This window comes from Zhaonella formicivorans (genome assembly GCF_004353525.1).
GTDB classification, from domain to species: Bacteria; Bacillota; DUOV01; order DUOV01; family Zhaonellaceae; genus Zhaonella; species Zhaonella formicivorans.
In genome coordinates this window covers 1,228,529-1,252,644 of sequence record NZ_CP085524.1, presented here as the reverse complement: position 1 = coordinate 1,252,644, position 24,116 = coordinate 1,228,529, and the positions used below count along the sequence as shown (strand labels likewise).

22 protein-coding genes, 1 tRNA gene and 2 riboswitches are annotated in these 24,116 nt (G+C 47.2%); of the genes, 19 read left to right on the top strand and 4 right to left on the bottom strand.

What is annotated here, in order from left to right; translation table 11 throughout:
• The first annotated feature begins 112 nt into the window (after positions 1 to 112).
• The 10 genes from EYS13_RS06255 to metK all read left to right on the top strand — a co-directional run bounded on the left by EYS13_RS06255 (position 113) and on the right by metK (position 11,872).
• Positions 113 to 2,869, top strand: a complete 2,757-nt coding sequence (locus tag EYS13_RS06255; protein WP_227767015.1) for a calcium-transporting P-type ATPase, PMR1-type — start codon at positions 113 to 115, stop codon at positions 2,867 to 2,869.
• A gap of 87 nt (positions 2,870 to 2,956) precedes the next feature.
• Positions 2,957 to 3,139: riboswitch (Lysine riboswitch) on the top strand.
• A 100-nt stretch (positions 3,140 to 3,239) separates the two neighbouring features.
• Positions 3,240 to 4,076: a diaminopimelate epimerase gene (dapF, locus tag EYS13_RS06250; protein ID WP_227767013.1), complete on the top strand. Its 837-nt coding sequence runs from the start codon at positions 3,240 to 3,242 to the stop codon at positions 4,074 to 4,076.
• 16 nt (positions 4,077 to 4,092) lie between these two features.
• Complete coding sequence (locus EYS13_RS06245) at positions 4,093 to 5,265, top strand: LL-diaminopimelate aminotransferase (protein ID WP_227767011.1); 1,173 nt, start codon at positions 4,093 to 4,095, stop codon at positions 5,263 to 5,265.
• Between the two features lie 671 nt (positions 5,266 to 5,936).
• Positions 5,937 to 7,187, top strand: coding sequence for an adenosylhomocysteinase (locus EYS13_RS06240; RefSeq protein WP_227767008.1), 1,251 nt, complete (start codon positions 5,937 to 5,939; stop codon positions 7,185 to 7,187).
• 136 nt (positions 7,188 to 7,323) lie between these two features.
• Positions 7,324 to 8,202, top strand: a complete 879-nt coding sequence (locus EYS13_RS06235; protein WP_227767005.1) for a YicC/YloC family endoribonuclease — start codon at positions 7,324 to 7,326, stop codon at positions 8,200 to 8,202.
• Between the two features lie 71 nt (positions 8,203 to 8,273).
• Positions 8,274 to 8,546: an extracellular matrix/biofilm regulator RemA gene (gene remA, locus EYS13_RS06230; protein WP_227767003.1), complete on the top strand. Its 273-nt coding sequence runs from the start codon at positions 8,274 to 8,276 to the stop codon at positions 8,544 to 8,546.
• A gap of 1 nt (position 8,547) precedes the next feature.
• The gene (gene gmk / locus EYS13_RS06225; RefSeq protein ID WP_227767001.1) at positions 8,548 to 9,147 is read left to right on the top strand and encodes a guanylate kinase; all 600 of its coding nucleotides are present in this window, start codon (positions 8,548 to 8,550) and stop codon (positions 9,145 to 9,147) included.
• 88 nt (positions 9,148 to 9,235) lie between these two features.
• A complete protein-coding gene (gene rpoZ / locus EYS13_RS06215) occupies positions 9,236 to 9,439 on the top strand; it encodes a DNA-directed RNA polymerase subunit omega (RefSeq protein ID WP_265332424.1) in 204 nt (67 codons plus the stop codon).
• 2 nt (positions 9,440 to 9,441) lie between these two features.
• On the top strand, positions 9,442 to 10,665 hold the full coding sequence (coaBC, locus tag EYS13_RS06210; protein ID WP_227766999.1) for a bifunctional phosphopantothenoylcysteine decarboxylase/phosphopantothenate--cysteine ligase CoaBC: 1,224 nt from the start codon (positions 9,442 to 9,444) through the stop codon (positions 10,663 to 10,665).
• 16 nt (positions 10,666 to 10,681) lie between these two features.
• Positions 10,682 to 11,872, top strand: coding sequence for a methionine adenosyltransferase (gene metK, locus EYS13_RS06205; RefSeq protein WP_227766997.1), 1,191 nt, complete (start codon positions 10,682 to 10,684; stop codon positions 11,870 to 11,872).
• Positions 11,873 to 11,880: 8 nt separating this feature from the next.
• On the opposite strand, the gene EYS13_RS06200 is transcribed toward metK, so the two are convergent.
• On the bottom strand, positions 11,881 to 12,246 hold the full coding sequence (locus tag EYS13_RS06200) for a GIY-YIG nuclease family protein (RefSeq protein ID WP_227766995.1): 366 nt from the start codon (positions 12,244 to 12,246) through the stop codon (positions 11,881 to 11,883).
• 409 nt (positions 12,247 to 12,655) lie between these two features.
• On the opposite strand from EYS13_RS06200, the gene EYS13_RS06195 reads away from it, so the two are divergent.
• The gene (locus tag EYS13_RS06195; protein ID WP_227766993.1) at positions 12,656 to 13,084 is read left to right on the top strand and encodes an Hsp20/alpha crystallin family protein; all 429 of its coding nucleotides are present in this window, start codon (positions 12,656 to 12,658) and stop codon (positions 13,082 to 13,084) included.
• A 99-nt stretch (positions 13,085 to 13,183) separates the two neighbouring features.
• On the opposite strand, the gene EYS13_RS06190 is transcribed toward EYS13_RS06195, so the two are convergent.
• The 3 genes from EYS13_RS06190 to EYS13_RS06180 all read right to left on the bottom strand — a co-directional run bounded on the left by EYS13_RS06190 (position 13,184) and on the right by EYS13_RS06180 (position 14,849).
• A tRNA-Thr gene (locus EYS13_RS06190) sits at positions 13,184 to 13,258 on the bottom strand.
• Positions 13,259 to 13,341: 83 nt separating this feature from the next.
• Positions 13,342 to 14,529, bottom strand: a complete 1,188-nt coding sequence (locus tag EYS13_RS06185) for a DNA polymerase IV (protein WP_227766991.1) — start codon at positions 14,527 to 14,529, stop codon at positions 13,342 to 13,344.
• Entirely contained in the window at positions 14,529 to 14,849 is a 321-nt protein-coding gene (locus tag EYS13_RS06180) for a YolD-like family protein (RefSeq protein WP_227766989.1), read from the bottom strand. Before EYS13_RS06180 ends, EYS13_RS06185 begins: the two co-directional genes overlap by 1 nt.
• Positions 14,850 to 15,586: 737 nt before the next feature.
• Positions 15,587 to 15,672: riboswitch (cyclic di-GMP riboswitch) on the top strand.
• 118 nt (positions 15,673 to 15,790) lie between these two features.
• On the opposite strand from EYS13_RS06180, the gene EYS13_RS06175 reads away from it, so the two are divergent.
• From EYS13_RS06175 to EYS13_RS06140, 8 genes are all read left to right on the top strand, one after another.
• The gene (locus EYS13_RS06175; protein ID WP_227766987.1) at positions 15,791 to 16,561 is read left to right on the top strand and encodes an HD domain-containing phosphohydrolase; all 771 of its coding nucleotides are present in this window, start codon (positions 15,791 to 15,793) and stop codon (positions 16,559 to 16,561) included.
• Positions 16,562 to 16,720: 159 nt separating this feature from the next.
• Positions 16,721 to 17,044 carry an STAS domain-containing protein gene (locus EYS13_RS06170; protein ID WP_227766985.1) on the top strand — a complete coding sequence of 108 codons (324 nt, stop codon included), beginning with the start codon at positions 16,721 to 16,723 and terminating at the stop codon, positions 17,042 to 17,044.
• Positions 17,045 to 17,089: 45 nt separating this feature from the next.
• Entirely contained in the window at positions 17,090 to 17,641 is a 552-nt protein-coding gene (locus EYS13_RS06165) for a DUF5317 domain-containing protein (RefSeq protein ID WP_227766983.1), read from the top strand.
• A 230-nt stretch (positions 17,642 to 17,871) separates the two neighbouring features.
• Entirely contained in the window at positions 17,872 to 19,995 is a 2,124-nt protein-coding gene (locus tag EYS13_RS06160) for an HD domain-containing phosphohydrolase (RefSeq protein ID WP_227766981.1), read from the top strand.
• Positions 19,988 to 20,302, top strand: a complete 315-nt coding sequence (locus EYS13_RS06155) for an STAS domain-containing protein (protein ID WP_227766979.1) — start codon at positions 19,988 to 19,990, stop codon at positions 20,300 to 20,302. The genes EYS13_RS06160 and EYS13_RS06155 overlap by 8 nt, the downstream gene beginning before the upstream one ends.
• Position 20,303: 1 nt before the next feature.
• Positions 20,304 to 21,725, top strand: coding sequence for a PP2C family protein-serine/threonine phosphatase (locus EYS13_RS06150; protein WP_227766976.1), 1,422 nt, complete (start codon positions 20,304 to 20,306; stop codon positions 21,723 to 21,725).
• Positions 21,726 to 21,844: 119 nt separating this feature from the next.
• Positions 21,845 to 23,689 (top strand): flagellar assembly protein A, encoded by a 1,845-nt coding sequence (locus tag EYS13_RS06145; protein WP_227766974.1) that lies wholly within the window; start codon positions 21,845 to 21,847, stop codon positions 23,687 to 23,689.
• Positions 23,690 to 23,696: 7 nt separating this feature from the next.
• Positions 23,697 to 24,020 (top strand): putative sulfate exporter family transporter, encoded by a 324-nt coding sequence (locus EYS13_RS06140; RefSeq protein ID WP_227766972.1) that lies wholly within the window; start codon positions 23,697 to 23,699, stop codon positions 24,018 to 24,020.
• Positions 24,021 to 24,116: the final 96 nt, after the last annotated feature.

The window sequence follows — 24,116 nt, the reverse complement described above, 5'->3', positions numbered from 1 at the left end:
AGCAGAGGCAAGGTTTAAATTGCAACTAAAAGGGAAGGGGAACAGTTATTTTCTCCCAAGCACTGGAATATGATTCTAAAGATGGAAGCATTAGCTGGGAGGGACAATCAGGATGAAGGAGCGTAGTTGGTTTCAATTGGAAGCCTCAGAAGTTATGGCGATCTTGGCTTCCGACGGAGAAAAAGGCTTAAGCGGAAAAGAAGCGGAACGCAGGCTGGCGGAGGTTGGGCCGAACCAGCTGCAGCAAGCAAAAAGAATTTTACCGCTGAAAATCCTGCTGGGACAATTCCAGGATTTTATGGTGCTGGTGTTAATCGGGGCTACTCTAATTTCCGGCATGCTGGGGGAATACGCTGATGCCATAACTATACTGGCCATTGTAATTCTTAACGCCATTTTAGGTTTTATTCAGGAATTTAGGGCGGAAAAATCGCTGGAGGCGTTAAAAAAACTAGCTGCACCCGCAGCAACTGTAATCAGGGATGGGCAGCAGCGGACAGTACCTGCTAAAGACCTGGTGCCTGGGGATTTGCTCTGCCTGGAAACGGGGGATAGGGTGCCTGCCGATGCCAGGTTGACAGAGGCAGTTAATTTGGAAGTAGAAGAAGCCACTTTAACGGGTGAATCCCATCCTGTGAAAAAGAAAACGGAACCTCTTGACGGGGAAAAAGTGGCTTTGGGCGACAGGAAGAACATGGTTTATATGGGCACAGTAATTACCAGGGGCAGAGGCAAGGCCGTGGTTACTGCTACCGGCATGCGCACTGAAATGGGTCAGATCGCGGGAATGATTGAGCAGGTTGAAGAAGAAGAAACACCGCTGCAAAAGCGCCTGGCCCAGCTCGGCAAGTTGCTGGTGGTTTTTTGCCTGCTCATCTGCGCTCTGGTAGTAGTAACCGGGGTATTAAGAGGAGAAGCCATCTACCAGATGTTTCTGGCAGGGGTCAGCCTGGCGGTGGCGGCTATTCCGGAAGGTCTGCCCGCAATTGTAACTGTGGCGCTGGCTATCGGAGTGCAAAAAATGATCCGCAGGAATGCCATTGTCCGTAAACTGCCCGCTGTGGAAACTCTGGGCTGTGCTACGGTAATTTGTTCCGACAAGACAGGGACGCTAACCCAAAATGAAATGACTGCCCGACAGATCTTTTGCGATGGCCTGAAGGTGCAGGTTACAGGGCAAGGTTATGACCCGAGGGGGGAATTTGAGGCAAATGGCAAGAAAATCGGCAGGGGGAACAAGACGATGAAACTGTTGCTCAAATGCTGCGCTTTATGTAATAATGCAGGCCTGAAGAAAGACGGCACTCCCTTATCCGGTTTGTTCAGACAAAAAAACGGGAAGGCAAGCAGTTGGGAAATCAGCGGCGATCCTACGGAAGGCGCCCTGCTGGTTTTAGCTGCCAAAGGCGGGATCTGGCGGGAACAGGTGGAGCGGGAAGAGAGGAGAATTGGCGAAATACCTTTCGATTCGGAGCGCAAGCGTATGTCTGTCATTTACCGGCAGGACGACGGGGTTTCGACTATTTATACTAAAGGGGCTCCCGATGTTATTTTAAATCTCTGCCAGTCCGTTTTAGTTGAAGGTAAAGCTCTTTCCTTGACCAATGAACTTAAGGAAAAAGTGCTGAAGGAAAATGAGTCCATGGCCCGCCAAGCTTTAAGGGTATTGGGTATAGCCTACAGGCAGCTGTCAGGGGATGAGCGACTTGAGGAAGCGGACAATTTGGAACATAACTTGGTATTTTTAGGTTTGGTAGGAATGATAGACCCGCCAAGGCCTTCCGCACTTAAAGCCATTCAAGTATGTAAGCAGGCGGGGATTAAGACGGTAATGATTACCGGCGATCACCAGATCACAGCCCGGGCGGTAGCAGAAGAATTGGGCTTGCCGGTAGGGGCCGGACAGGTAATAACCGGCGTGGAGTTGGATGCCATGGATGATGAAGAATTTGCCTCCCGGGTGAAGGATATTTCGGTATATGCCCGGGTTTCTCCCAAGCATAAGCTGCGCATTGTGAAAGCACTGAAACAAAGAGGTGAGGTGGTGGCCATGACCGGGGACGGGGTAAATGACGCGCCTGCTGTTAAGGAGGCGGATATCGGGGTTGCCATGGGCAAGACCGGAACAGATGTTACCAAAGAAGCTTCGGCAATGATTCTGGCCGATGACAACTTTGCCACCATAGTTGCTGCGGTGGAAGAGGGAAGGGCAATCTATGACAATATCCGGAAATTTATCAGATATCTTTTGTCCTGTAATGTAGGCGAAGTGTTAACCATGTTTCTGGCCGCTTTGTTTGCTCTGCCGTTACCGCTGCTTCCTATTCAGATCCTCTGGGTGAACCTGGTCACAGACGGGCTGCCTGCTATGGCGCTGGGGGTTGATAATGCTGACCCGGACATTATGCAGCGCAAACCGCGTCATCCGAAAGAGAGCGTATTCTCCCGGGGGTTATGGCGCAAAATAGGGAGTAGGGGGCTGCAGATTGGCCTTGGGACCCTCCTGGTTTTTGTGCTGGCCAATTACTTAAGCGATGGCAATTTGACTTTGGCCCGTACCATGGCATTTGCCACATTGGTTTTTTCCCAGTTGTTCCATGTATTTGACTGTAAATCTGAAAGGTATTCCTTATTTCAGGTGGGTGTTTTTTCTAATCCCTACCTGGTGTTAGCTGTTTGCTGCTCAATTACCATGGAGCTGGCGGTTATATACCTGCCTTGGCTACAGCCAATTTTTAAAACTACTCCCCTAAACGGCTATCATTGGTACTTGATCCTCATGGTAGCCGGTTGGAGAACTTTCTTTACGGCTTTTATTCATTACCTGGTTAAACCTATCGGCAGAAAACTGATTTACTTAAAAGCTTAATGAACATCCACTAAAAACGATTGACAATAACTAAAAGAGTATGTTAAGATTACCACAAACTTTATCAAATAAACCTCATCTCAGAAGAGGTGAGGTAGAGGTGCGGTAGTCAAAAGTACTTACAAGGAACCGGGTGGTAATGAGCTGTAGGGAAAGGGGCATCCGCCGAAGTCAAGAAGCTACCCAGGCTTCTTGGCTGGGCCTGCATCGAACAGGTGCAGGACTGTCACCTAATGGTACCTGGCTATTAGGTGGAGCACTATCTCACGAACAGGAGGGATGAGTCTTACCTTGCCTTTGAGACTTGCGGCTGGTGATGTACTCTCAGCCGTTTTTTGCTATTCTCACGAGGAAAAACGGAGGTGCGACTATGAAGTTTACCAAAATGCATGGCTTGGGTAATGATTTTGTAGTGTTGGAGGGTAAAGAACTGAGCCCTGGGGTAGACTTAGGAGAGCTGGCAGTTAAGGTATGCGACCGTCATTTTGGAATCGGGGCCGACGGGCTTATGATTATTCTGCCTTCTGAGGTAGCAGATATCAGAATGCGCATTTTTAACTCCGATGGCAGCGAGGCGGAGATGTGCGGAAATGGCATCAGGTGTTTTGCCAAATATGTGTATGAACAAGGGATTGTAAAAAAAGAGGAGATCAGGGTTGAAACCCTGGCTGGCATAATCGTGCCCCGCCTGCAAATAGAAAGTGGCAGCATTACCGGCATTTGTGTGGATATGGGAGAACCTCATCTGGACCGTGCGCTTATTCCAATGCTGGGAGAACCGGGCCTGGTGGTAAATGAGACTCTGGTGGTAGGGGGACAGCCTTACCAGGTAACGGCGGTGTCCATGGGCAATCCGCACTGCGTTATTTACACAGGAAATTTGGATGAGATTCCTTTGGCCGCATTAGGCCGGCAAATCGAAACCCATTATGTTTTTCCCAAAAAGACCAATGTGGAATTTGTACAGATTTTAAGTCCCAATGAAGTTAGGATGAAAGTCTGGGAGCGGGGAGCGGGCGAAACATTAGCTTGTGGTACAGGGGCTTGTGCTGTTGCGGTGGCAGGAGTATTAAATCTTCTGACCGAGCGAAAAGTAACCGTTCATTTGGCCGGGGGAGATTTGCAGATCTTTTGGAACGAGCATGACAACCACGTTTATATGACCGGACCTGCGGAGACTGTTTTTAACGGAGATTACAGCGTTTAAGGAGGATGTTGATAAAATGAGAGAAGCGGAACGGATCAGAAAATTACCCCCTTATTTATTTGCCAGGATTGAAAAGAAAATCGCTGAAGCCAAGGAGAAAGGCGTTGACATCATCAGTTTGGGGATTGGCGACCCGGACCGTCCCACCCCGGACCATATCATCGCCAAACTGGTAGAAGAAGCCCATAATCCGGCTAACCACCAGTACCCTTCTTCCGTCGGCCTGTTGGAATACCGCAAGGCTGTAGCAGCTTGGTACAAAAGAAGGTTTGGTGTGGAATTGGATCCCAAGACGGAAGTGGTTACCCTCATCGGCTCCAAAGAAGGTATTGCCCATATTAACTTCTGTTATGTAGACCCGGGCGATATCAACCTGGTACCCGATCCGGGATATCCCGTTTACGGCATCGGTACCCTTTTGGCAGGCGGAGAGCCATATTTGATGCCGCTAAAAGCCGAAAACGGCTTTTTGCCGGATCTTGAGGCAATTCCCTCGGAGGTTGCCAAGAAAGCTAAGTTGATGTTTATTAATTACCCTAACAACCCCACAGGTGCTTTGGCTACTTTGGATTTTTACCGAGACGTGGTTGCCTTTGCCAAAGAGTATGATGTCATAGTCTGCCATGATGCTGCTTATAGCGAAATTACTTTTGAAGGATATAAAGCGCCTAGTTTCCTGCAGGCCCCCGGAGCCAAAGAAGTGGGCATTGAATTTAACTCCTTGTCCAAACCGTACAATATGACCGGTTGGAGGATCGGCTGGGCTGCAGGCCGGGCAGATGTCATTGAAGCCCTGGGTAGGTTAAAATCCAACCTCGATTCCGGTGCATTCCAGGCGGTACAGTATGCCGGTATAGCCGGGCTGCTTGGTGACCAGGAATGCGTGCAAAGGATGTGCGAAGTTTACCGCGAACGTCGGGATGTAGTGGTAGACGGGCTGAATGCTATGGGTTGGAGCTTGGAAAAGCCGAAAGCTACCTTTTATATCTGGGCGCCGGTACCTAAAGGCTACACTTCCGCCGGCTTTGCTGAGGTTGTGCTGGAAAAAGCAGGCGTTATAGTGACCCCAGGCAATGGGTACGGTGAATACGGCGAGGGTTATTTCCGCATTTCTCTCTGCATTGAAAAGGAGCGTATCATAGAAGCTTTACGGAGGATGCAGGAAGCTATCGGCAAGGTAGAGTTTTAGTAACATAACATAGCAATCAAGGCATGAGCAATTCATTCCTTCAGCTTGTAGACAAATGCAAAAATTGTAATCCATTGTGTGTAGTTGCGACATTATGACAAGCCCTAGAGCGCTCTGCGAAGAGTTTGACTGGAAGCGGACGAGCGGCACGGACGCCGCGAGAGCGGTGGAGCGATAGGACGTCGCGTCACCGCGTGCCGCTGGAAGTCAAACGTAAAGAAGACTTGGCTTGTACCAAGCGTGAGCGCGCCAGAATTTCTAGCATTATGTTTCATAATGCATAGAAATTCCAGTCCTTTAGGGCCGGCAGAAGTCTAGTTGCCCTTATGCGGTCGTTCATAAGGCTTGCATAGAGCCTGAGCAGGCCAGCGCTCTTGGCGATAGTCTTTGGAGCAACGGTACAAGGGTTACAATTTTGCGAGGGCTAATAATACTTTGTCGACGATCTCAAGGCATGAGCAATTCATGCCTTATTTTTTTTATCGCAAGTAAACTCAGGCAGGATTTGACTGGGAAAAGGAGAACATAATAAAGTCAGAAGCCGGTTATGTGCAGAAAACCATTGGATAAAATGCCGTTGTTGCTCCGGTCGGCGGGGGAAAATCAGCAGAAGCATAATATGATATGGGAGTAAAAATACAAAGGCTGTGGGCCTTTTTGGAGGTGTATTTATGCAGAACTATGCTATCAAGGACCTTAATTTGGCACCGGAAGGAAAATTAAAAATCGAATGGGTACAGGAGCACATGCCAGTGCTCAGAACTATTGAAGAGGAGTTTAGATTAAAAAAGCCTTTTAGCGGCAAAAAGGTTGTAATCTGCCTCCATTTAGAGGCTAAGACCGCTTACCTGGCCAAAGTGATCCAAAGCGGCGGGGCTGAAGTGACGGTTACAGCCAGCAATCCTTTATCAACTCAGGACGATGTAGTAGCTGCCCTGGTCAAGGATGGGATTGGTGCTTTTGCGTGGTACGGGGCCACGGAGGAAGAATACAAAAAGCATATCCACCAGGCATTGGATTTTGAGCCCGATTTAATAATTGACGACGGCGGGGATCTGGTTTCAACCATTCACTTTGAGCGACAGGAACTCCTAACGAAGATACGCGGCGGAGCAGAAGAGACTACGACCGGTATTTTGCGTCTCAAAGCCTTGGAAAAAGATGGCGTGTTGAAGTTTCCCATGATCGGGGTCAACGATGCCTTGTGTAAATACTTGTTTGATAACAGGTATGGCACCGGACAGTCAGTATGGGATGGCATTATGCGTACCACCAACCTGGTGGTGGCGGGTAAGACTGTAGTAGTGGTTGGCTATGGCTGGTGCGGCAAAGGAGTTGCCATGCGAGCCAAAGGCTTAGGTGCCAAGGTGATTGTTACGGAAATAGATCCTATTAAGGCAGCGGAAGCAATTATGGACGGTTTTCGCGTAATGCCTTTGGTGGAGGCTGCCCCGTTGGGCGATTTCTTTATTACCGTTACCGGCAATAAAGATGTTATCGCTAAAGAACATTTCCAGGTGATGAAAGATGGCGCTGTCTTGGCTAACGCGGGCCATTTTGATGTGGAAATCAGCAAACCAGATTTAAGATCCTTAGCAGTGCAGAAACGGGTGGTCAGGAAAAATATAGAGGAGTTTCAGTTGGCCGATGGTCGTAAACTTTATCTACTGGCTGAAGGCAGGCTGGTCAATTTGGCCGCCGGCGACGGTCATCCCGCGGAGATTATGGATATGACTTTTGCATTGCAAGCATTGTCCTTACAGTATGTAGACCAAAATTACGGCAAACTGGAAGCAAAACTATATCCTGTAAGTGAGGAAATCGATAAAAGGGTGGCAAACCTGAAGCTGCAAAGTTTAGGGGTAAGCATTGACCGTTTGACGCCCGAACAGGCTAAATACCTGGCCGGATGGGAAGTATAATTGGGAGAGAGCCGACCTAGGCTCTCTTTCAAGTATTTTAGGGTAAAAGAGGACAAAGGGGTATTATCCTCAAGAAGTTGCTAATAATACATAGGAAAATTTCGCTGCAAGTGTAAATGGGAAGGCAGGGGGAAAAATGGTTAGCAGCATGACGGGTTATGGGCGAGGGGAAGCCACCGGAGAAGGAAAAACGGTAACAATCGAAATGAAATCAGTCAATCACAGGTTTTTGGAGACGATGGTACGGCTGCCCAGAGCTTATACCATGATGGAAGACAGAATTAAGAGCGTGTTGAAAAGCAACTTTGATCGTGGACGGATTGATGTTTTTGTAAACGTAGAGGAAACAGGCGAAAAAAAGCGTAGGCTTAAGGTTGACAAGGAATTAGCAATGGCTTATTATAGTTCTTTGAAGGAATTAGCGCAATTTCTGGATATTTCGGAGAATCTTGGGGTTTTAGCAATAGCCGGGTTGCCGGAAGTACTGACAATTGAAGAACCGGAAGAGGACAGCGAGGCGTTTTGGCCTGTGATGGAGTCGGCCCTGGAGGGCGCTATTCGGCAGTTGCTCCGGATGCGGCGTGAAGAGGGGCGGAAGCTCGCTGTTGACCTTTTGAACAGAAAAGACATTATACTGCAATACGTGAAGGAAATTGAAGAACGTTCTCAATTAGTTGTGGAAGAATACCGGGTGAAGCTTACAGCTAGAATTGAGGAACTGCTGGGGAGTGTGCCCGTTGATGAGAACAGGCTTGCTTTGGAGGTGGCGTTGTACGCCGACCGCTCCAGCATTACTGAAGAGCTGGTGAGGCTATATAGCCATTTGGAACAATTGCAGCAGTCGCTGGAAGGCGAAGGTCCTGTTGGGCGGAAGTTGGATTTTCTAGTGCAGGAAATGCATCGAGAAATCAATACCATTGGTTCCAAGTCAAGTGACCTTTTGATCAGCCAGAAAGTAGTTGCCATTAAAAGCGAAGTTGAAAAAATTAGGGAACAGGTACAAAATCTGGAGTAGCTCCGCTTCTGGTTGTACGCAGCAGAACAAAACCGGCGCAAGTTGCAAGTTTTAAATTGGGGGTAAAGCTCATGGATATTAAATTAATCAATATCGGTTTTGGGAATATTGTTTCAGCTAATAGAATTATTGCCATTGTAAGTCCCGAATCAGCACCTATTAAGCGGATTATCCAGGAGGCCCGGGACAAGGGGATGCTGGTCGACGCCACCTATGGGCGGCGCACCAGAGCAGTTATCATTACCGACAGCGATCACGTGATACTTTCGGCCGTCCAGCCGGAAACAGTAGCCCACCGTCTTTCCGTTAAAGAAAATGCCAGCATGGCAGAAGGGGCAGAATAAGGTGCAAGCTCCGGGACTTTTAATTGTACTTTCGGGCCCATCGGGTGCTGGAAAAGGAACCCTCTGCCAAGCGCTTCGAGCACAAATGCCGGAACTAAAATATTCTGTTTCTGCTACCACAAGGCAGCCTAGGGCCGGCGAGGTAGAAGGCATCAACTACTATTACATAACCAAGGAAAAGTTCGATGAGATGCTGGCTCAAGGCGAGTTTTTGGAATGGGCAAGGGTATACGATAATTATTACGGTACTCCTAAAAAACAAGTAATGGAATCCCTCGAGCGCGGGGAAGATATAATCCTGGAAATAGATATTCAAGGGGCAATGCAAATTAAAAAACAATATCCCAAAGGAGTTTTCATTTTTATTGTTCCGCCTTCCATCCGGGAGTTGGAAAAACGTATAACCGGCAGGGGAACCGATTCGGAGGAAGTCATTAAAAAGCGTCTTAGCTGTGTGCAGCAGGAGCTCACTTACGTCTCAGAATACGATTATGTGGTAGTTAATGATGAAGTGCAGACAGCAGTGGAAAAGCTTAAAGCCATAATCATAGCGGAAAAATGCCGTCCCCAACGCAAGGCGTTTAGCCTTGAATGGAGCTAAAATTTTAATCCGAAAAGCATTCCAATGCAACAATTTTGTTTCATTTTTATTAAAAAAATCAACTTGCGTTGGAATTGGAGGGAATATAGTGAACCAGCCAAGTATTGATGAGTTGATGAAGCATGTGGACAGCAAGTATACTTTAGTGGTGGTTGCTGCAAAAAGGGCCCGTTCCTTTACAGGTAGCTTAGAAACAACCAGTGCCAAAAGCGTTAAGCCTGTAACAAGGGCATTGGAGGAAATTGCTCAAGGCAAGGTTAGTTTTGAAAGAACCAAATCGGGGATCAAGTAACTATGAATGAGCCATATAAAAACACTAAGGTAGTTTTAGTTGGGATAACGGGTGGCATTGCAGCCTATAAAGCCGCAGATTTAACCAGCAGCTTGGTGAAATCAGGTCACGAGGTGCACGTGATCCTGACCAAAGCTGCTCTTGATTTTATTACTCCTTTAACTCTACAGACCTTATCTAAAAACCCGGTGTGGGTGGACGAGCCCCATTTAAACCAGGGCAGGTATGTGCCCCACATTGAATTGGCTGAAAAAGCGGATTTAATTGTAATTGCACCGGCTACTGCCAACACCATTGCCAAAATAGCCTGGGGAATTGCCGATAACCTTTTAACTGCTACAGTGCTGGCCAGCCGTGCTCCGGTTTTGCTGGCTCCTGCCATGAATGTCAATATGTATGAAAACCCTGTTACCCAGGCTAACCTAAAAAGACTAAAAGAATTTGGGTATTATTTTGTTGAACCGGAAGAGGGCAGGCTAGCCTGCGGGGCTGTTGGCAAAGGAAGGCTGGCAGGTATTCCGGTAATACTAAAGTCAATTGAAGCACTGCTTTATCCCAAGCTGGATTACAAAGGCAAAACCGTCCTGGTAACGGCCGGCGGGACTAGGGAAGCCATAGATCCTGTGCGTTACCTCGGCAACAGGAGTTCGGGAAAAATGGGTTTTGCCTTGGCAGGGGAAGCCCAAAAGCGTGGCGCTAAAGTTATCCTCATTTCCGGAAATACCGCTTTAACCCCGCCTGCAGGTGTGGAGTTTTATCAAGTTGAGAGTGCCAGGGAAATGCGGGAACTGGTTCTTCGGCATTACGCCAATGTGGATGTAGTGCTTAAAGCGGCAGCGGTAGCAGATTACACACCGATTACAACCCACGAGCACAAAATCAAAAAAGAAAGCGGAAGCCTGTTTTTGGAATTGCAAAAAACTCCAGATATCTTGCAGGAACTTGGTCAGCTAAAGCAGAAACAGCTACTGGTGGGTTTTGCCGCAGAAACCCAGGACTTGTTGGCAAACGCCCGTGAGAAGTTAGCCAAAAAAAGGCTGGACCTCATTGTAGCTAACGATGTTACTAAACCGGGAGCTGGCTTTAATCACGATACAAATCTTGTTACACTGCTGTACCCCGATGGAAATAAGGTTGCGCTTCCTTTACTCAGCAAACAAGAAGTGGCGGCCAGAATTTTAGACGCTGTGGCATCTTTACCGGGGTTTGGTAGAAATAAACTGTAAAAGGAGAGTTGGACTGATGGTAAAGAAGTTATTTACGTCAGAATCTGTAACCGAAGGACATCCGGATAAGATTGCTGACCAAATATCGGACGCAGTATTAGATGCTATTCTTTCCCAAGACCCTAATGCCCGGGTTGCTTGCGAAACTGCAATCACAACGGGATTGGTGCTGGTAACTGGAGAGATCACCACCGACTGCTATGTGGATATTCCCAAGGTTGTAAGGGAAACTATTCGCGGGATTGGTTACACCAGGGCCAAATTCGGTTTCGACTGTGATACCTGTGCAGTTTTAACGGCAATCGATGAGCAGTCGCCCGATATCGCTATGGGTGTAAATAAAGCCTATGAAGCAAAAAAAGGTGAGATGTCGGAAGAGGAGATTGCTGCCATAGGAGCGGGGGATCAGGGGATGATGTTTGGCTATGCCAGCAATGAAACCCCCGAGTATATGCCTCTGCCCATTGCTTTAGCTCACAAGCTAACCAGGAAACTGGCAGAAGTGCGCAAAAACGAAGAACTTGCCTACTTACGTCCCGATGGTAAGTCTCAGGTAACTGTAGAATATGAAGATGACAAGCCGGTTAGAGTGGATACCGTAGTAATTTCCACTCAGCACAGCCCGGATGTGAGCATGGAGATCATCCAGCAGGATATAATTGAAAAAGTAATTAAGCCGGTAATTCCTGCTGAATTATTAGATGCATATACCAAGTACTACATTAACCCCACCGGACGTTTCGTGATCGGCGGACCACAAGGCGATGCCGGGCTAACAGGAAGAAAGATTATCGTCGATACCTACGGAGGCATGGCGCGACACGGCGGCGGTGCTTTCTCCGGTAAAGATCCCACTAAAGTAGACCGTTCCGCTGCTTACGCTGCCCGCTATGTAGCCAAAAACGTGGTGGCGGCAGGTTTGGCTGCCCGGTGCGAGGTCCAATTGGCTTATGCTATTGGAGTGGCGCGTCCTGTTTCTATTATGGTTGATACTTTCGGCACAGGTAAAATAAGCGATGATAAGTTGACCAAACTAATTCAGGAGAATTTTGACTTGCGTCCGGCTGGCATTATCCAGGCTTTGGATTTGCGCAGGCCGATTTATAAACAGACAGCTGCTTACGGTCATTTCGGGCGTTTGGATTTGGACCTGCCGTGGGAACGCACGGATAAAGCGGACGCCTTAAGAAAAGGGGCTGGGCTGTAAAAAGGATGTTAAGACGGGGAAACCCGTCTTTTTATTTCTGCTGCGATTAGTTCTAAATTACAGGGTTTGACCGAGAAATTTTGCTGCAAAGCATTGTAAAGCAAAGAGCCAAGGAGATGGGGGGAGGCTACCAAAAGTTCTTTTTGCCTTCGGCTGACTTTCTTGATCAGTTTTTCCGCCTTCAATGCTTCCGATCTGGTTCCTATCAGTCTCCAACACTGGGCAAGCTTAACCGGCGGGTTGGCTCTGGTATATTTACACCCGCCGGTGCCGCGCAGGTGCTGCACATACCTCTCAATAATATCAGTAGTCATGCCCGTATAAAGAGCACCGTTTTTGCAGAGCAGCATATATATCCAGAACTGTCTATCCATGACATCACCACAGCAACAAAACTTTTTTTTTGGCTAACAAGTAACCAACTTTCCGGTTTACATAAGCCAACTAAGGTTTAGCGCGCGTAATTGACTTTTGCGGTACATGGTTAATATAGCATAATGGGGAGCAAGTAGCTATTCCCATGGCAGCGGAATAATATATAAAAGAAGGCTGACATTTTAAATACCGGAGAAAATCCTTAATGACGGAGGTAAAAAGATTTCCCACTCCTACGAATGAGTTGCTTGAGTTTATTGAGGAAATGCAAGGTAATATATCATGGTGGTTAAAACAAAAGACAACGAGATGTTGATTTGTTCGGATTTACAAAACTACTTTGAGACCCTGAATAAATTTCTCCCGTTTTTTACACAATAAAAAAAATAGTATTTGAGGTGAGTTTAAGTGGCACTGATACCTTATGAACCATTCAGGTATTTGGAGAATTGGAAAAGGGAAATGGACAGGTTGTTCAACGAGTGGCCGTCGGCTGTGCAAAATATGTTAGGGCCCAGGGTTGACGTACATGAAACCGAAAATGAAGTAATAGCTTCCTTTGAAATCCCCGGTTTGGAAAAGAAAGATGATATCCACATTGAAGTTCGGGATGATCTGCTTAGTGTGAGCGGCCAGATAAACAGGAGTGGCGAAGTGAAAGAAGAGCAAATGTATAGAAAAGAACGTTTTATCGGGCGGTTCCAGCGCTCCGTTGCATTGCCCAGCAGGGTGCTAGCGGAAGGCACTAAGGCTTCCTACAGAAACGGCATCTTGGAAGTCCGGATGCCAAAAGCCCAGGCTGATCAAAGAAAACGCATCGATATAGATTTCCATTAAGAAATTTTTCCCTTGCCTTAGCGGCCCTGGATTAGAAAGGGCCGTTTTCGCATTTATCCATCAACAAAAAAACACAACCGACGGGCTGGTTGTGTTGCTTGGAGCCGACGATGGGATTCGAACCCGCAACCTGCTGATTACAAGTCAGCTGCTCTACCGTTGAGCTACGTCGGCTTAGGGACAGTAATATTTATAGCAAAAAGTAGCTTGCCAGTCAAGAGGAAAATTTTTTATTTAATCTTTCATTCCACAAACATTCAGCGGAATAATCCCTCCGGCAACAGTGACCGGCCACGCAGAACACAATTCTTGCCATATGATTCCCGTAGAACATCCACCACTGCATTGATAGTCCCCATCTTTTCCCTTTTACTAAAGCATTCTAACTGCACAGCCGATTTTGGCACCAAGTTTGAAAGGCTTACTCCTACCATCCGAACCGGGCGCCACTGTGGCCATACATCGGTCATTAATGTTACAGCCGCCTGATATATTTCCTCGGTTAAATCCGTAGGCTCCCTAAGCGTCCGGGACCAGCTGTAGTAGAACAGATCGCTGTCCCTTAAGTTTAGGTTTATTGTTCTGCCTATATATTTTCCAGCCCGAACCCTGGCGCCAACGAGCTCCGAAATGTCGAAAATAGCAGTAGCAATCTCTTCGAACCCGATATAATCTCTGGGCAGAGTCAATTGATGACCTATGCTTTTAGCTGTGTCCAGGGAATAAGGATCCACCGGACCATCATCAATTCCATTGGCGCAGCGCCAGAGGTATAATCCAACCACGCCAAACCGGCTCTTTAAAATCCGAGTATCAAAGTTAGCTAAATCACCAATTGTTTTAATGCCGAGCAGGTGCATTCTTCTTTCCAGGCGGGATCCAACGCCAAATAACTCTTTCACCGGCAGTGGCCAAAGCTTTTCTTTAATCTCATGCGGCCAGAGGGTGCTAATGCCCATGGGCTTTTTAAAGTCTGCAGCTTGCTTAGCACAAAGCTTGTTAGCACCAATGCCGATGGAACAGGGAATACCGGCTTCATGCATAATTTTATTTTGAATCTTCTTTGCTATTTCCAAAGGGTTACCAAAAAGTTTCTCACAACCAGATACGTCTAAAAAAGATTCATCGATGCTAAATGATTCTACCAGGGGTGTGAAGCCATGCAGAATTTCATTGATATGGGCGGAGTAATTAACGTATAGATCCATTTGCGCCTTAACAACAATGGCGTGGGGAATCAAGGCTTTGGCTTCCCATAAAGGCATGCCGGTTGCAAGCTTCGCATATTTCTTACATTCGTAACTTTTAGCTAAAATAATTCCGTGCCGCTTATCGGGGTCGCCCGCCACAATTACCGGTTTGCCCTGCAAAGAAGGATCCATTGCCTGGTGTACCGATGCGTAAAAGGCATTCATATCTACAAGCATTATTACCCGTTGTCCCATTAGCTAATATCCAATAAATCCTTCAGTGGAATAAAAAGTTCACCAAGCTGGTGAAAAAGGACCAGATATGAGCCTTTTACCTTAATAGGTACTCCCATCACTGACTTGATAATACCGGCTCGATAGTACGTAAACCTTGCTGGCCGTGCTAATTCCAGACATTCGCGAAGGCTGTGCTCTAACTCTTCCAAGCGATCTTCCGAGAGCATTGGTTTCTCCACCAGTTTCTTTTTTTCTTCTTTTCGATGTATTGCTTCAGTTACTTCTGGGAGCATTAACCGGTGCATTTCCCAGATAATGTTTTTACTATTGCTCGCCATAAATTCACCCCAAACAAATGTTTGACAATAAAGATGATATCACAGGGAACATTTGTTTGGCAAGGGAGCAGTAATATTAAAATTATGGAAATATAACCAAATTCTTTTCTGCTAATCTTCGACAGCCAAAGCTGCCGAATGAGGCAATCACTCATGCGGCAGTTAAGTTAACATAAAAAATCGAATTTTGTCGTGAAAACACATGATAGATGCCGGCGCCGGTATCCTATCTGTAGACATGGCTTTGGTGTCGGTAGTTATGAATTTGTATTTCGAAAAATGGGGAAGGAGGGCAGGAAAACGGCAATTTTTGTTGAAATAGTTTTATGAGAGAAAGAAATGGAGAGGAATGACCGGGAAGATGAAAGCGTTAGACTATGCTACCAGAACATATGCTCCCCTCGGGGGGGGGGGGGGGTATTATATGTAATTAGTACCATTTTATGGATAATTCTAATTTTCTCCCCTTTTTCTTTGCACTTCTGGTCCTTTGGAACGTTTGCATTTTTAACTTGTCTTTCTAACCTACCTCCTAGGTTTGCCCTTGCGTTTCGTGGGGTTGACAGCGGGGCGCATCAAACCCCTTTCTTGTCAAAGGATTTATTTCCGCATTGTTTCCTCATTCATTTATCCTGTAAGAAGGATTCTTTAAACGCGAACGTTTTGACCGCTGGAGAAACTTTTGTATTCCGGCGATATTGAATCATGCACTTAAAATGTTGGGTAAAAAAACTTTATTGTGCTAAAGGCAAACCACCCGAAAGGGTGGGGCGCAAAGCCATGGGTCTGTAGCCCTAGAGGGTATGACTGCCAGGTTGCCGTGATAAAGGTATTGTTATTGTTTTAAATGTGTTCTGTTGCGGCAGCTCTGGTCGGGCTGTCGTTTTTGTTCATAAAATACGTCTGTCCGTTAATGTTCTGGTATGGAGGTCGACAATAAAATGACGGACAGAAAATTTAAAAAGGGGGCGGTACCTATAGAGCTAACGGGGATAGGCGACCTGTTAAAGTCGATGAAAGAGTCCTGGCCCAGATTATTCCTCCACAGCGCCAATGTGGCCAATCTATGCATGAGAATATGCACTTTCCTCCGTCTTGACGAAGTGGAGCAGGAAATCTTAATTGCCGGGGCGCTCTGCCATGATGTAGGAAAGATGTTAATTTCACGCGACATTATCGACAAGCCGGGACCGCTCACGGAAGAGGAATGGGTGCAATTAAAGGAACACTCCTGGCGGGGCGCCTCGTTGGTTGCAGAGAGGGGAGGGGACAGGCTCCTGGTGGAAATGGTCCGCTATCACCACGAAAGATGGGATGGAAAGGGATACGAGGGTCTGAGGGGACAACAGATCCCCTGGCGCGCCCGGGTCATTGCCTTGGCCGATGCCCTGGATGCCATGGTTTCCTTACGTCCTTACCACTTGCCTTTAAAAATGTATGAAGCGCTGGAAGAAGTCTATCAGGGTGCCGGTTCCCAGTTCGACCCGGAGCTGGTGGCTGCTCTGGCGAAAGAGCCTTTCTGGCAGACTGCCACCTATCGCGACCCGGCCAGGCTGGAAAGGCAGATAGACGAGGAAAAGCAATGGCTTGTACAATTGGCGGATTCATACGTCACGTTGTCACATCCGCTGGTATACGCCCAGAGCCAATGGCTGGACCGTTTGCTGGTAATATTGTGGCAATTGAAAGGAAATGCAGCCGGGAAGGGCTGATAGGCAGAAGGTTGGTGAAAAATGCGACGCGGAGCCATGTTTTCAGTATGCCGGCGAAACGCATTACTATCAGGTTAGATAGAGTGGCAGCTGCAATGCGTTTGAAGAAGGACGCATTTAGCAATAAAGTAATTTACAGACGGTCCGGAGGTGTTCAGCGTGTTGTCTTTATCTGTTAGTTTAGAAGATCAAGCCACCGTCCTGAGGGTAGCCGGGGAACTTGACCTCTCCACTGTACCTGAATTTAAAACTTTTTATGAAAAACATAAACCTATTAACGGGCTGATTGTTTTCGACCTGGCTGGTTTAGAATTTGTGGACTCTACTGGTGTGGGAAGTCTCCTGGCTATCTGGAAAGATCTGAACCAGAACCAACAGCCGTTTTCCGTTTGCAACCTTAGCGAAGATGTTTACGAGGTATTGGATGTGATGGGCGTACCGGCTTTCTTGGGTGAGGAACACTTTAAACGCTCATCATTTTAAATCATCCTGGGCCTTACTGACTACTGCAATTAAGGAGAGGACTCGATGATTTACGAGTTTCTAATCCCGGTGATTATCATTGCTTTTCTTAAAAAAGGGTCACTGCGGCGCCTGTCGGAAACCGAAATAAGGAAGCAGTGGATGATCATATCCGGGTTATTGCTACAGTTGATAGTGATGTTTCTTTACCATCGCGTTTTGTTGATAAACCGGAGTTTTGCCTTTTGGGTAGTTGTTTCCTACTTAATGTTAATCTATGGTTGCTGGTGCAATCGCCACATCCCGGGCATTAAACTGTTTATTCTCGGCACCTTACTCAATTTCTTGGTGATAATCGCCAATGGCGGCAGGATGCCCGTATCCCTGGATGCGCTGGAGTGGGCGGGTTTATCCTCATACATACCTGTAGTAGTGGAAGGGGTGACAAAACACCAACCGCTGACGGAATCTACCCTTCTACCGTATTTAGCTGACGTCATTCCCTTGCGTCCTCCTTTTGTTTTCAGCAGCATGGTGGTAAGCTTCGGTGACATTGCGGTGACGCTGGGCGTCTCATGGTTTATTTACAAGGGAATGTTAAAACAGTATAGCCATTAGATTCAAACTTTGGGGCGTAGATCATTAGGGTGAAGCAATTCATCCGGGGGGAGGTGATATGATGAAGAAGGTTTTCTTCTGGCTGACCGTGGCTTCCATGATACTGGCGGCTGTGGCTAGAATTCCATGGCGCTAAACGACGTTCCTGTTACATGACTGTTACTTGAAAATGATTTATTCTACGCCCCTTTTTTCCTTAATATTTTTTCTGAAGAAAGGAGAGAATAGCCATGCCAGGATATTTGAAAAACTTTATATATACAGTCATCGCTACCGGCATGGCTGTTCTCTTGCTGATGTTATCCGGCCTAAAAATAGAATTTTTGCCTTTTGTTTTGGCAATTGGCCTGATTGCTGGATTGCTTGAAAAATTTTATGTTGAATTACCAAACGGAACTGTATTTTCAGGCTCCACTACCTTCACTTTCGTTGTAATGGCCGTCTACGGCATTCAAGAAGCGGTAGTAATTGAGATTATAATCTCTTTAATCAGTATTCCATTGCTTAAAAGCGAGAAAATTAAGTTTTTATATAATACAAGCCAGTATATTATTTGTACTGTTGCCGCAGGATACGGGTATCTGTGGTCAGGGGGCATACCGGGGACTTTTACGTGGTATGATGTTCCCCGTTTACTTGTGGCCATTGCTCTCTACTATCTTGTGAACATCACCTTGATGTCCGTCATCATCTCTAAACTGAGTGAAAGAAAATACTTCGCCACTTGGATTGAAATGGTCCAAGACGGCCTTTTAATACATTTGGTCATTTCTCTTTTAAGCGTGCGTCTGGCTCTTTCTTATGAGCTAAATGATCAACTGCAGTTCTGGATTGAAACACTATTTGTTCTTGTAGTTTTCTTAGCCCTGCGCTATGCTTTTTCCTTATTCATCAACTTGCGGAAAACCTACTTAACGACGATGGAATCACTCACTCAATTAACTGAAAACAAACTGTCTATCAGTGGAGGACATGCCACCAGGGTTGGCAGGATAGCCCGCAAAATTGCGGAAAAGGTGAAACTGTCCCAGGATGAAATTGATTCAATTCATTATGCGGCCCTATTGCACGACTTGGGCAAGACCTACCTGGAGGAAAAAATCTTTCAAAAGCGAGGGCCGCTTACCCTCGAAGAAGAAAGGGAATATCGCAAACACCCGGAAATTGGCGCAGATATGGTAAAGGAGATAGCCGGGTTAGCCAAGTCCTCCGAGTATATTCGCTACCACCATGAATGCTGGGACGGCACAGGGTTCCCTGCTGGTATGTCGGGAGAGCATATACCGCTGGGAGCTCGGATTATTGCTGCTGCAGATCAGTACGACCACATTTTTTACAAGAAGAAGTCCCAAACTGATTTTGCAGCACTGGCGGGAACCAAACTGGACCCACAGGTGGTGGAAATTGTATTAGAGATTGCTGATTTGCAGGAGGAGCCCAGAGAAACGGCCATGCCGGCCACCATTGAAGAGAAACTGATCGAGAACCTCGTGTTCAGCGAAGTGCGGAAAAGGGTTTACCAGTCACAACTGTTGGATAAATTTGGTGCGTCTCTAATCGTACGTTATGATGGTGACTTTAGAAATGAGGCAGGAGATTCCATCGATATTCCATGCCGGGAGCAGGTAATTACTTTGGTGGAAAAAGTACGCAGACAACAGGGCGGAGTGCGAGAAATACTCGAAGAAGCGCAATCTCGTAAGATATATGATGTCTACTGTGTTCCTTCTGGCGATCAGGTCAGTGTTATCTTCTTTGATGTGACTGACATACTCGAATATGAGAAAAAACAAGAAGAACGAGTTCGAAACCTTTATCGTGAAGTGATCTATTCGGTAACACAGGGAAAACTTTTGCTGGTGGAACAACAGGAAATTGAACAGTTGAAAACAGGGGTATACATATCCAGTCACCCAATCCTTACGAAAACGGATGTCGTCAACTGCCGCCGGCGGGTGCAGGAGGTACTGGAGTCTCGTCCTCTCCCGCCTAAGGTTAGATATAACATATTGCTTGGCACTTCCGAAGCGGTTACCAATGTATTGAAACATGCGACAGAGGGACAAATGAGCCTTTATATGGTTGGTGATCTTCTCCGAATTTTCGTGTCGGACAACGGAAGCGGCATAGACTTATCCGAACTTCCCAGGACAACTCTGATGGCCGGATACTCGACCAAACACTCTGCGGGATGGGGGTTCTATTTACTTCTAAAGGTGATGGATCGCATTGTGCTGAGCACCGGTTCCCAGGGCACAACCATCATGTTAGAGATCAACTTAGTTGATACACCTGAAAAGGTAGCTGCCAACAATATTACGACTCTTAAAGAGGGGAATGTGCATTATGCTTAACGTAAAATCCCGTCCGGAAGGAAAGACTGTAAGGCTCAGTTTAGAAGGCGTATTGGACATCTCCACTGTGGATACTTTTAACAGTCAGACGGAACAACTTTCTGATATCTCTGGATTGGTCATTGACATGGCTGGGCTTGAATTCATCGATTCAAGCGGGATTGGTGCCATTCTTCAAGTCGTTCGCCTGTCACAGGAACTGGGTTTTACTGTCAGCCTCGAAAATGCCAATGAGAATATATCTGAACTTCTTAACACAGTGGGGTTGTTTCAAATCATCGAGGCCTTGCAGAAAGGGGCTAATTAAGATGAAAGCTTCAAGTCGTGCAAAGTACATGGGTGTGTTGTTAGCGGTTGGCGGATTGTTTGGAGCTTCCGCGATTATTTTCAGTTGGCAGAAAACCTGGATGTATTTATTGTTATACTTAATTGGCCTGCTTTTAACCGAGTGGTTTTTTACAATTGAAACAGCTCAGGAGTTATCATTACTCCCTGTTCTCGCCGGGATTATGGCTTTTCATTATCCGGTTGTTCAAGCATCATTTATAATGTTGGCCGTTGCCGTTACACAGATTATTCTTCAACCTAAGGAGACTTGGCGCCATTGGCTTTTTTGGTTTAAATGGGTGCTTTTGATCATCGTTATGGTAATGATTAACTTGTTAACTGGCAATGTACCATATGGTAGTCTTTCGTTTTACACCAGTGTAATCGCCTCGGTGGCTTCTTTGTACGGAACATTGTTGCTCAGCAGCTATATGGCTAACAAGAAAGGAATTGATTGGAAGAATAGCGGGATATATCACGTATTTTTGCTCTCCCTTGGTGTGATGTTGATTTCTTTTTACCGGTTGGCGCCGTTTTTGATACTGGCCTGTTTATGTATTTTTTCTGTCAGCCTTCATGCGATAGCAAGGGGGATGCAGGAATTACAGAAGCGGTCTAATCAATTAGCCCATGAATTGAAGAACACTTTAAGAAGAGAAATACAGTTAGCCCAGCAGATTCAAAGCAAATTATTAAATACAGGAGTCCCGGAATTCGTGGGTGGACAGGTTGCGGGCACATCGATTGCTGCTTGCTCGATCGGGGGGGATTATTACGATTTCTGTATACTAAAGAACGGAAAACTCCGGATCGTAATTGGGGATGTGATGGGCAAAGGAATTCCAGCAGCTATGTTGATGTTGTTAACAAGAAGTGCGTTTCGAAACGCAGCCGAAAAAGGAAGAGGTCCAGGAGAAACGCTAACGATCATGAACAGCATCTTGTACGATGACTTCAAAGCACTGGGTTCATTTGTCACGGTTTATTGCGCTGATTACGATCCGCAGTCAAAAATCCTTACTTATGCCAATGCAGGGCACAATCTCCCCCTGATTGTAAAAGGGAGGACGAGAAGCTGTGAACAACTACCAGGGAAGGGAATCATGTTGGGAGGGATGCCTCATCAACAGTACCAAGAACATTCAATTCAATTGAATAATGATGATTACGTGTTTTTTTACACGGATGGGATTGTAGAAGCACGAAATGAAAGGGGGGAGGCTTTCCGTTTGGAGCGCTTGCGGCAAATTTTAATCCAGTATGCGAACAGCCCGGCAACAGAGATTGAAGATCAGGTTTTCCAAAGTGTTACTGACTTTACGAAAAATTTACCGCAGAAGGATGATATCACAATGGTAGTGCTGAAAGTGGCTGATGATAACAAGTATCTGGCGGCTATTTAATAGCAGCTTTATTGTTCCATCCCCGATCTTATTCGAGAAGACCGGGAAGTGATAGGGTTTTTCCGAGTGCTGGAAGTCCTAGAGACAAATCCTAACGCCTAGCAGGAGGTGAATTCCTAATGAAAGAGGAGATTATCCGGGGCTCCCCCGCAGCAACAGCGAGCGCAGTGGACAATGCTTTTCCGAACGGAGAAGCGGTGGGTCCATATGCTTTTGTGAAACAGGGGCGCCTTGTTGTCCGGCACCTACCGGAGGGACCTTACCCGGTGGTGGTACCTTGCCAGGGGGTAAGACTGATTGTTAACGACCGGGAGTGTACTCAATCCACCCCCGTATCCTTGAAGGATACGGTGCGGGTGGAAACGGTGGAAGAGCGAAGAGAAGGGAAATGGTCTGTGACCGTTTCTTCCGATGGTCTGCAAGCGATATTGCGAACTTTCCCTACGATAGTAGTTTACCGGGAACTGCCGGATCTCCCGGCCGCCAGGATATTACAACTGGCGGTTGTGGAACGAGAAGAACGTTTTCCACCACTCACATGGGACGAACTATTGCAGGAGTTATCCCGGCTGGGGATTAACTATGGCGTAGACTGGGAAGCATGTTCTCGCGGTGTTACATCCTGCGATGAAAAGGAGGTGGTTATCGCCCGGGGCATTCCTGCAGAACCAGGAAAAGACGGTCGGGTAGAATTGCTTTTTACCTCTGATTCCAAGTTGCCGGTACTGGCGGGGGAAGACGAAGCGGTGGATTTCCGGGAACGCTATGTTTTTACTTCGGTGGAGGCAGGAGATATCCTGGCTGTCAAACACCCGCCTAGGCCGGGTCGTCCCGGTACCAGCGTCAAGGGTGAGGTAATTATGCCGCCGTCGCCCCGGGACTTTATCCTTTCTGCAGGTGAAGGAGCCGTACTTACCAGGGACGGTGAACGAGCCGTAGCGGCCCGTGCCGGACGTCCTGTGGCCTCCCCCGGGCGCGACTTGGTGAGAGTAAGTGTATTACCTGAACTGGTGCATGCTGGTGACGTAGACCTTGCTTCAGGTAACATTGTCTTTAAAGGAGATATCCTAATTGCCGGAAATGTGGCAGAAGGGATGGCGGTAGAAGCGGGCGGGAATATCAGGGTGGGAGGGCTGGTATCGGGGGCTAGGGTTCAAGCTACTGGGTCCATCTTGATCAGGGGAAATATCCTGGCATCGGTAGTGGCAGCAGGAGGAACTCCAGCCTTTCTACAAGGAATACAGCCGCAGGTTCATGCTTTGGCAGCCGGTTTGCAAGGGATGACCACGGCTATCCGGCAGTTGCTGGGTCACCCGGCGTTCAAGCAGGGCGATCTTAAACGCGGTATCGGCCCCCTGGTAAAGTTGCTGTTGGAGGGGAAGTTTCGCCATCTTCCTGCTGCTGTCAATACCTTCAAAAAGCAGGTTGAAACTATGCCACCGGGATTAGCCGATGAAGGCCTGGAAGAATTTATCCGGGAAGTCGAACGGGCGCTGGTCCGTTCCCCTTTGGCGGTGCGTGATGTCCGGGAGGTAGAAACATTGGCCCAGCGAGCCAAGGAATGGGAACAGGCCTTTGCGTCCCCGCCGTCTGCGGAAAGCGATGTGGTTGCGTCAAGCGTCCTCAATTCCACCGTTATAGCTACCGGCGATGTCCAGGTGGTGGGCAGTGGTTGTTATAATTCCCGGATTCAGGCTGGTAAGAAAGTGACTGTATCCGGGGTATTTCGCGGTGGCGAGATACAGGCTAGGGGGGATGTGCATGTGGGAGAGATGGGGTCCAGGGGTGGGGCCACCACCAGGGTGGTGGCTGGCCCGGCAGCCGTGGTTACCGTGGGATATGCCTTTGAGAACGCTTCTATAGTGTTGGGCGACCGGGTTTATCGTTTTGATAGGGAGGAAAAAGGCATCCGCTTGTGGTTGGATAAGGAAGGAAACCTCCGGTCCAGAGAAGTTCAGGCTTAAGGACTTAGTGCCAGATGCATTAATCATAATCTTTGCTATTATCCTTTTCTGGTGGCTTGGGCATCACTTATCCCTGACCAGACTGCAATTACCAATCCCCTGGTTTGTCTTCGGCTTCCTGGGCTTTAGCCTGGTAAATACTTTTAACTTCATGGCTCCGGCCATTGAGCAGTCTATTCTTCAAATAAGCATTTTGGTCCTGACCATGGCCAGGCTAGGCCTGAACGTGGAGCTGCAGTTATTTAGGCAGGTAGGGGGCCCTCCCTGCTTGTGGTCTTCGGCCCTGGCTCTGTTTGGGTGGCTATTACTGGCATTGTTTCAGATTACTTAACCGTTCTGCAAGCAATTAGAAAAGGAGGTTCCTTCTTGACCCGAAATCAGATGGAAATCTTCCGGGCGGTAGCCGAAAAGAAAAGTTTTCAGAAGC